6 protein-coding genes are annotated in these 6,917 nt (G+C 69.4%); 4 read left to right on the top strand and 2 right to left on the bottom strand.

The window, feature by feature from the left end:
• The first annotated feature begins 132 nt into the window (after positions 1 to 132).
• A complete protein-coding gene (locus E1293_RS42480) occupies positions 133 to 1,722 on the top strand; it encodes an acyl-CoA synthetase (RefSeq protein ID WP_132205079.1) in 1,590 nt (529 codons plus the stop codon).
• Here the strand turns inward: E1293_RS42480 and E1293_RS42475 are convergent.
• A complete protein-coding gene (locus E1293_RS42475) occupies positions 1,696 to 2,784 on the bottom strand; it encodes a PucR family transcriptional regulator (protein WP_165978661.1) in 1,089 nt (362 codons plus the stop codon). The genes E1293_RS42480 and E1293_RS42475 overlap by 27 nt on opposite strands.
• A 120-nt stretch (positions 2,785 to 2,904) precedes the next feature.
• On the opposite strand from E1293_RS42475, the gene E1293_RS42470 reads away from it, so the two are divergent.
• Both E1293_RS42470 and pruA read left to right on the top strand, forming a co-directional pair.
• The gene (locus E1293_RS42470) at positions 2,905 to 3,813 is read left to right on the top strand and encodes a proline dehydrogenase family protein (protein ID WP_132205075.1); all 909 of its coding nucleotides are present in this window, start codon (positions 2,905 to 2,907) and stop codon (positions 3,811 to 3,813) included.
• 14 nt (positions 3,814 to 3,827) lie between these two features.
• Positions 3,828 to 5,459, top strand: a complete 1,632-nt coding sequence (gene pruA / locus E1293_RS42465) for an L-glutamate gamma-semialdehyde dehydrogenase (protein WP_132205073.1) — start codon at positions 3,828 to 3,830, stop codon at positions 5,457 to 5,459.
• On the opposite strand, the gene E1293_RS42460 is transcribed toward pruA, so the two are convergent.
• Positions 5,456 to 6,661, bottom strand: coding sequence for a cytochrome P450 (locus tag E1293_RS42460; RefSeq protein WP_132205071.1), 1,206 nt, complete (start codon positions 6,659 to 6,661; stop codon positions 5,456 to 5,458). The genes pruA and E1293_RS42460 overlap by 4 nt on opposite strands.
• A gap of 58 nt (positions 6,662 to 6,719) precedes the next feature.
• Here E1293_RS42460 and E1293_RS42455 point away from each other — a divergent pair.
• Positions 6,720 to 6,917 (top strand): helix-turn-helix domain-containing protein (locus E1293_RS42455; RefSeq protein ID WP_207939431.1); only part of this gene is annotated, 198 nt, incomplete at its 3' end.

Here is a 6,917-nt window from a genome sequence, read left to right as displayed (position 1 = left end):
CCCCTAGACCCCCGCCTGGGGTGCGGGGGCTGGTCCGCCCCCCCTTTTTTTTGGTGGTCGGTTAGAGGGCTGGGGCGCTTATGATCGGCTTCTCTTGCCCTCTTACCTGGGGGTTCTGCGGGAGGTGGTCTTGTGGTCGACTCGGTTGCTCGGGCTCGTCAGCACTCGTTGGGGGATCTGCTGCATCGGACCGCTCGGCGGTATCCCGGCAAGGTGGCCGTCGTCAGTGGGGAGTTGCGGGTCACGTTCGCGGAGTTCGATGTCGCGGTCAACCGGGCGGCCCACGCGCTGGCGGCGCGGGGGGTCGGGCAAGGGGACCGGGTCGCGCTGCTCAGTCATAACTGCTGGCAGTACGCGGTGTTCGCGTTCGCCACGGCCAAGCTCGGGGTCGTGCTCGTGCCGGTCAACTTCATGCTGAACGCGGAGGAGATCGCCTACATCGTCGAGCACTCCGGGGCGTCCGGGATCATCGCGGAGGACGCGCTCGCTCCTACCGCCGAGAAGGCGTTGGCGGCTGCCGGGGTCGAGGGTGGTGTCCGGGGGTGGATTCCGTTGTCGGGAGGGCCCGTCGGCGCCGGGTGGGAGGACGTCGACTCCTGGTGGCGGGAAGGGCCCGAGACCGCGCCGGACGTTCTCGTGGGGGACGACGACCCGCTGCGGCTCATGTACACGTCGGGGACCGAGTCGCGGCCCAAGGGCGTGATGCTGTCCAGCCGGTCGCTCATCAGCCAGTACGTGAGCTGTGTGATCGACGGGGAGATGAGCTCCGACGACGTCGAGGTCCACACGCTGCCGATGTACCACTGCGCGCAGCTCGACTGCTTCTTCTCCGTCGACGTCTATCTGGGGGCCACCAGCATCATCCTGCCGGGGCCCGATCCGGCGGTCCTGCTGGAGACGATCGAGCGGGAGAAGGCCACCAAGCTGTTCTTCCCGCCCACGGTGTGGATCTCGCTGCTCCGGCACCCCGACTTCGACCGGCGGGACCTGTCGAGTCTCAAGAAGGGGTACTACGGCGCCTCCGCGATGCCCGTGGAGGTGCTGCGGGAACTGCTGCGGCGGCTGTCCGATGTGCGGCTGTGGAACTTCTACGGGCAGACGGAGATGGCCCCGCTCGCCACCATCCTGCGGCCGCACGAGCAGCTTGAGCGGGCCGGCAGCGCCGGGCGCGCCGCTATCAATGTCGAGACCAGGCTCGTCGATGACGATGGTGCCCTGGTGGGGGTCGGGGAGGTCGGCGAGATCGTTCACCGGAGCCCGCATGCCGCTCTGGGGTACTACCGCGACGACGCCAAGACCGCCGAGGCGTTCCGGGACGGGTGGTTCCACTCCGGTGACCTCGGCGTGATGACGTCGGACGGATACCTGTCCGTTGTCGATCGCAAGAAGGACATGATCAAGACGGGTGGCGAGAACGTCGCCAGCCGTGAGGTCGAAGAGGCCGTTTACGAGCTGGAAGGTGTCGCCGAGGTCGCCGTCTTCGGGATCAGCCATCCGCACTGGATCGAGGCCGTTACCGCTGTGGTCGTGCCTAAGGAGGGCTTCGCCCTGACAGCGGACGATGTTTCCGCGCACGTGCGTGAGCGGCTCGCGGGGTACAAGCGGCCCAAGTACGTGGTGATGGCCGACTCGCTGCCCAAAAACCCGAGCGGCAAAATCCTCAAGCGTGAACTCCGGCAGCGCCACGGCCACCTTTCAGGTGAGGTGGGGGGTCAAGGTTAGGGCCAGGTGGAGGGTTAGGCGGTCTTGGCCGTTGGTCAGGGCCAGGGACGTCAGGTCTTCTATGCGGCGCAGGCGGTGGTAGAGGGTCTGGCGGTGGATGTTCAGGGTCTTGGCTGTTCGCTGGACGTTGCCTGCCAGGTCCAGGTAGGTGCGGGCCGTTTCCGTGAGGTCCTTGTTCTGCAGTAGGCGTTGGGTGCCTGGGGTTTGGGTTGTTTGGGCCAGGGCCTCGTCGCCTGCCGTTCGGAGCAGGCGCAGGGCGCCCAGGGTCGTCCAGTCGCGGGTTTCGCCTGGGGGTGCGGTTCTGGCCGCTACGCGGGCTCTTAGCCAGCCCTCGTGGACGTCGTCCAGGGTCGGGCAGGGCGTGTAGACGCCTGCTTGGACGGGTGCGTTGCGTTCCTCCAGGAGGCGACGTGCCCGGGTGAGCGTGTTCGTGGTGTTCGCTTGCGGGATCAGCAGGACATGGTCCCGCTGCCAGACCGTGGTCAGGACGGAGTGGGGGAGCAGCCACGGGTTGAGCGGTTCGGGGCTCGGGGTTCGCAGGACGGCCACGGTCAGGGGTGGGTCGGCCGCCTTCGCGTCGGTGAGGTCGTCGGCCGCCTGGGTCCGCACGTCGGGGTGGGTGGAGAGCAGGTCCGCCACCTTGTAGCCGAGGTCGTCGCGTTCGCGGGCCTGGCGGGCCATGAGGAGGCCGGCTCGTTCGCACAGGGGCATGGCTTTGGACGCCTGGGTGTCCGTGATCTGTTTCCGGTCGTCCAGGAGCCAGAGGTAGCCGTAGGTGACGTTGTTCCAGCGTGCGGGCAGGCAGAGGCGGGCCAGTTGGCCTTGGGCCGTGTCCGCCGGGATGCGGACGGGGCCCGTCGCGCGGGCGATGCCGTGGCGTTCGAAGCGGGCGCGGACGGCCTCGGTGGCGCGGCGGTGCAGGATCGAGTCCATCCGGACGGGGTCGATCGTGTCGCCGTGGGCGGCGTAGGCGACCAGGTGGAAGTCGCGGTCCTCCAGCGTCGCGGGTGCGCGCAGGAGGTCGGCCGCCTGTTCCACGATCTCCTGGAGGTCGGGTGCCATCGCACGCTCCTTGTTGTGCATCTGTATGAAGATGGCGGGTGGTCAAAGTGGCATTTGACTATAGGGGGTGGGCTGTGCTGCTCCTAGCGTTCGAGGTGTTCCTCGGTGTTGGAGGCCTCCATGCTCAGTGCCCTGCTTCTTGCTGCCGGACGCAGCGGGCGGATGCGTGATCTCGTCACCTCCATTCCCCTCACCAGGGGAGTCGTCGACCGCTTCGTCGCCGGTGACGATCTGGACGCCGCGCTCGGGACGGTGCGGAGGCTGTCGGAGGGGGGTTTGCGGGTCACCCTCGATCATCTGGGTGAGGACACCCGGGAGCCCGCGCAGGCGCTCGTCACCCGGGACGCCTACCTGCGGATGTTCGCGGCGTTCGCCGAGCACGGGTTCGCCGGGGGTGCCGACGCCTCGGTGAAGCTGTCCGCGCTGGGGCAGGCGCTGCCGGGGGAACTCGCCCTCGATCACGCGCGGGAGATCTGCGCGGCGGCCGGACGGGTCGGGATGACCGTCACGCTCGACATGGAGGACCACACGACCGTCGACTCCACGCTGGAGACCCTCGGCAAGCTGCGCAGCGATTTCCCGTGGGTGGGGGTCGCCGTTCAGGCGATGCTGCGGAGAAGCGAAGGGGACCTGCGGGAGCTGGTCGACGAGGGCTCGCGCGTGCGACTGGTCAAGGGTGCTTATGCGGAGCCTTCTTCGGTGGCCTTTCAGGGGCGGGGCGAGGTCGACCGCGCCTATGTCCGGGCGCTGCGGCTGCTGATGCGGGGGGACGGGTACCCGATGGTCGGCAGCCATGACCCGCGGATCATCGACATCGCTTTGGCGCTGGCCGCTGAAAGGTCGCCGGCGTCCTACGAGTTCCAGATGCTCTACGGAATCCGGGCCGCCGAGCAGCGGCGGCTCGCCCAGGGCCACCAGATGCGCGTCTACGTTCCGTACGGGGCCGACTGGTACGGGTATTTCATGCGGCGGCTCGCCGAAAGGCCCGCCAATCTCGTCTTCTTTCTCCGTTCGTTCGTCTCCCGTTAAGGAGGGTCCTTCAGATGGACGCCGTGACCGAAGTTCCGACGCCGGTGAACGAGCCGGTGCGCGGCTATGCGCCCGGCAGCGCCGAGCGGGCCCGGCTGGAGGCCAAGCTCGCCGAGCTGACCGCCGGCGCGCCGATCGACCTGCCCATGACGATCGGGGGCGAGCGGCGGCTCGGCGGCGGCGCCAAGGTCGCCGTCGTCCAGCCGCACCGGCACGCGTCGGTGCTCGGGACGTTCGGGACCGCCACGCGGGACGACGCGCGGGACGCCGTCGACGCCGCGCTGGCGGCGGCGCCGGCGTGGCGGGCGCTGTCGTTCGACGACCGGGCCGCGGTCTTCCTGCGGGCCGCCGACCTGCTCGCCGGGCCGTGGCGGGAGACGCTGCTGGCCGCGACGATGCTCGGGCAGTCCAAGACCGTCCAGCAGGCGGAGATCGACAGCCCGTGCGAGCTGGTCGACTTCTGGCGGTTCAACGTGCACTTCGCGCGGCGGATCCTCGCCGAGCAGCCGATCAGCGGCGCGGGCGTGTGGAACCGGTCCGACCACCGGCCGCTGGAGGGGTTCGTCTACGCGGTCACCCCGTTCAACTTCACCGCGATCGCCGCGAACCTTCCGACGGCGCCCGCGCTCATGGGGAACGTGGTGGTGTGGAAGCCGTCGCCCACGCAGACGTACTCGGCCGTGCTGCTGATGCGGCTGCTCGAAGAGGCCGGCCTGCCGGACGGTGTCATCAATCTGGTCACCGGGGACGGGGTCGCGGTTTCGGATGTGGCGCTTCAGCATCCGGAATTGGCCGGGATTCACTTCACCGGGTCCACCGCGACGTTCCGGCACCTGTGGAAGACGGTCGGGAACAACATCGAGAAGTTCCGCGGATATCCGCGGGTGGTGGGGGAGACGGGCGGCAAGGACTTCGTCGTCGCGCACCCGTCCGCCGATCCCGCCGTCCTCAAGACCGCTCTCGTGCGGGGGGCGTTCGAGTACCAGGGGCAGAAATGCTCCGCGGCGTCGCGTGCCTATGTGCCGCGGTCCCTCTGGGAAGGCGGGCTCAAGGAGGCGCTGGCCGCCGAGGTCGACGGGCTCGCGATGGGGGACGTCGGCGACTTCTCGAACTTCGTCGGCGCCGTGATCGACGAGCGGGCCTTCGCCAAGAACAAGGCCGCCATCGACCGGGCGCACGGCGACCCGGGCGTCGAGGTCGTCGCCGGCGGGACCTACGACGACTCGGTCGGGTACTTCGTCCGGCCGACCGTGCTCGTGTCGGGCGACCCCGAGAACGAGATCTTCCGGACCGAGTACTTCGGGCCGGTCCTCGGCGTCCACGTCTACGAGGACGACCGGTACGAGGAGATGCTCGCCCAGATGGAGTCGGTCGCGGACTACGCGCTGACCGGCGCCGTCATCGCGACCGACCGCGCCGCCATCGCCCGCACGGCGGAGGTGCTGCGGTACGCGGCCGGCAACTTCTACGTCAACGACAAGCCGACCGGCGCCGTCGTCGGGCAGCAGCCGTTCGGCGGCGCGCGGGCGTCCGGCACCAACGACAAGGCCGGATCCATGTTCAACCTGCTCCGCTGGACGTCCCCGCGCTCCATCAAGGAGACGCTCGTCCCGCCGACCGACTACGGATACCCGCACATGGGTTAGGCGGCGATTCCCGTGGCCGGAAGCGAAATCCAGCCTCGGGTGAAAGGGGACGAGATCCGTTCAGAGTTCTCCAGGTCCACGCCTATGCCGGGGTGGGCCTGGAGAAGCTCCTCCAGTGCGACGCGGGCTTGAAGCTTCGCCAGGTGCGAGCCGATGCAGAAATGGACTCCGCTGGAAAAGCCCACATGGCGCGGGATCTCCCGGGTGATGTCGAGGGCGCCGGCGGACGGGCCGAACTCGCGCTCGTCCCGATTCGCTGAGCCGAACAGCATCAGGACTTTCTCGCCCTCGGGGATTTCCGTCCCGTGCACCTTCACCGGACGGGTCGTGGTGCGCGCCAGTGCCTGCACTGAGGCCTCCATTCGGAGAAACTCCATCAGCGCGTTCGGGATCAGGGACGGGTCGGCCACCAGGCGTTCGCGCTGCGCATGGTCTGTGTCCAGCAGTTTCACCCCGTGTGAGATCAGGTTGGCGGTGGTGTCGTTGCCGCCCGCGACCATCACGAAGCAGAAGCCGAGGATGTCCCAGTCGGCGAGGCGCTCCCCGTCCGCCTCGGCCACCGTGAGCGCGCTGATCAGGTCGTCGGACGGCTCGGCGCGGCGGGCCTCGATCACGCCGGTGAAGTACTCGAACATCTCCGCGACGGCGCCGGCCGCGCCGCCCCGCAGCGCCGCCGGGGCGAACCCGTCGTCCTGAAGCGTGGTCAGCGCCCGCACCCAGGGGGTGAACCGCGCCCGGTCCGCTTCGGGGACGCCGAGCAGGTGCGCCAGCGCGAACGTCGGCAGCGGCGCGGAGAAGTCCTCGTGCAGGTCAGGGGCCCCGCCGTCGGCCGCCTTCCGCTCCATCCGCGCGATGTTCGACCGGACGAACTCCCGCAGCATGTCCTCCAGCGCCGCGACCCGGCGCGGCGTGAACCCGTGGCTGATCAGCCGCCGCAGGACGGTGTGGCGCGGCGGATCCAGCATCACGATCGTCGGCGCCAGGCCGAGCATGCCGATCTCGTCGGGGTGGAACGTCAGCCCCTGGGCGGAGGAGAACGTCCCGGCGTCCCGCGTCGCCGCCCAGATGTCGTCGAACCGGGACAGCGCCCAGAACGGCGGATCGCCGTGGCGGTGGACGGGGTCCTCGTCCCGGAGCCGCCGGTACGCCGGATACGGGTCGGCCTGGAACTCAGGGGCGAACGGGTCGTAGACGTCCGTCATGCGCGGCCTCCGGTTGTAACAGGCGCCGTTATTAACGTGTCCTGTTAGTATCATCCGCGTGCCGAAGGACGCAAGAGCCACCCGCGACGCCCTCATGCGCGCCGGCGCCCGCCTCTTCGCCGCCCACGGCATCGACGCCGCCCGCACCCGCGACATCGTCGCCCTCGCCGGACAAGGCAACGACTCCGCCATCACCTACCACTTCCGCTCCCGCGCCGGCCTCCTCGACGCCATCCTCCGCGCCGGCGTCCAGCGC

The organism is Actinomadura darangshiensis (assembly GCF_004349235.1).
Taxonomy (GTDB): Bacteria; Actinomycetota; Actinomycetes; order Streptosporangiales; family Streptosporangiaceae; genus Spirillospora; species Spirillospora darangshiensis.
Note: the sequence above shows the minus strand (reverse complement) of the source record. Positions and strands in the feature narration are given on the sequence as shown.

Bases quoted from the DNA above. Each gene is read 5' to 3' on its own strand.
- E1293_RS42475 (WP_165978661.1), bottom strand. From the start codon at position 2,784: ATGGCACCCGACCTCCAGGAGATCGTGGAACAGGCGGCCGACCTCCTG.
- E1293_RS42470 (WP_132205075.1), top strand. From the start codon at position 2,905: ATGCTCAGTGCCCTGCTTCTTGCTGCCGGACGCAGCGGGCGGATGCGT.
- pruA (WP_132205073.1), top strand. From the start codon at position 3,828: ATGGACGCCGTGACCGAAGTTCCGACGCCGGTGAACGAGCCGGTGCGC.
- E1293_RS42460 (WP_132205071.1), bottom strand. From the start codon at position 6,661: ATGACGGACGTCTACGACCCGTTCGCCCCTGAGTTCCAGGCCGACCCG.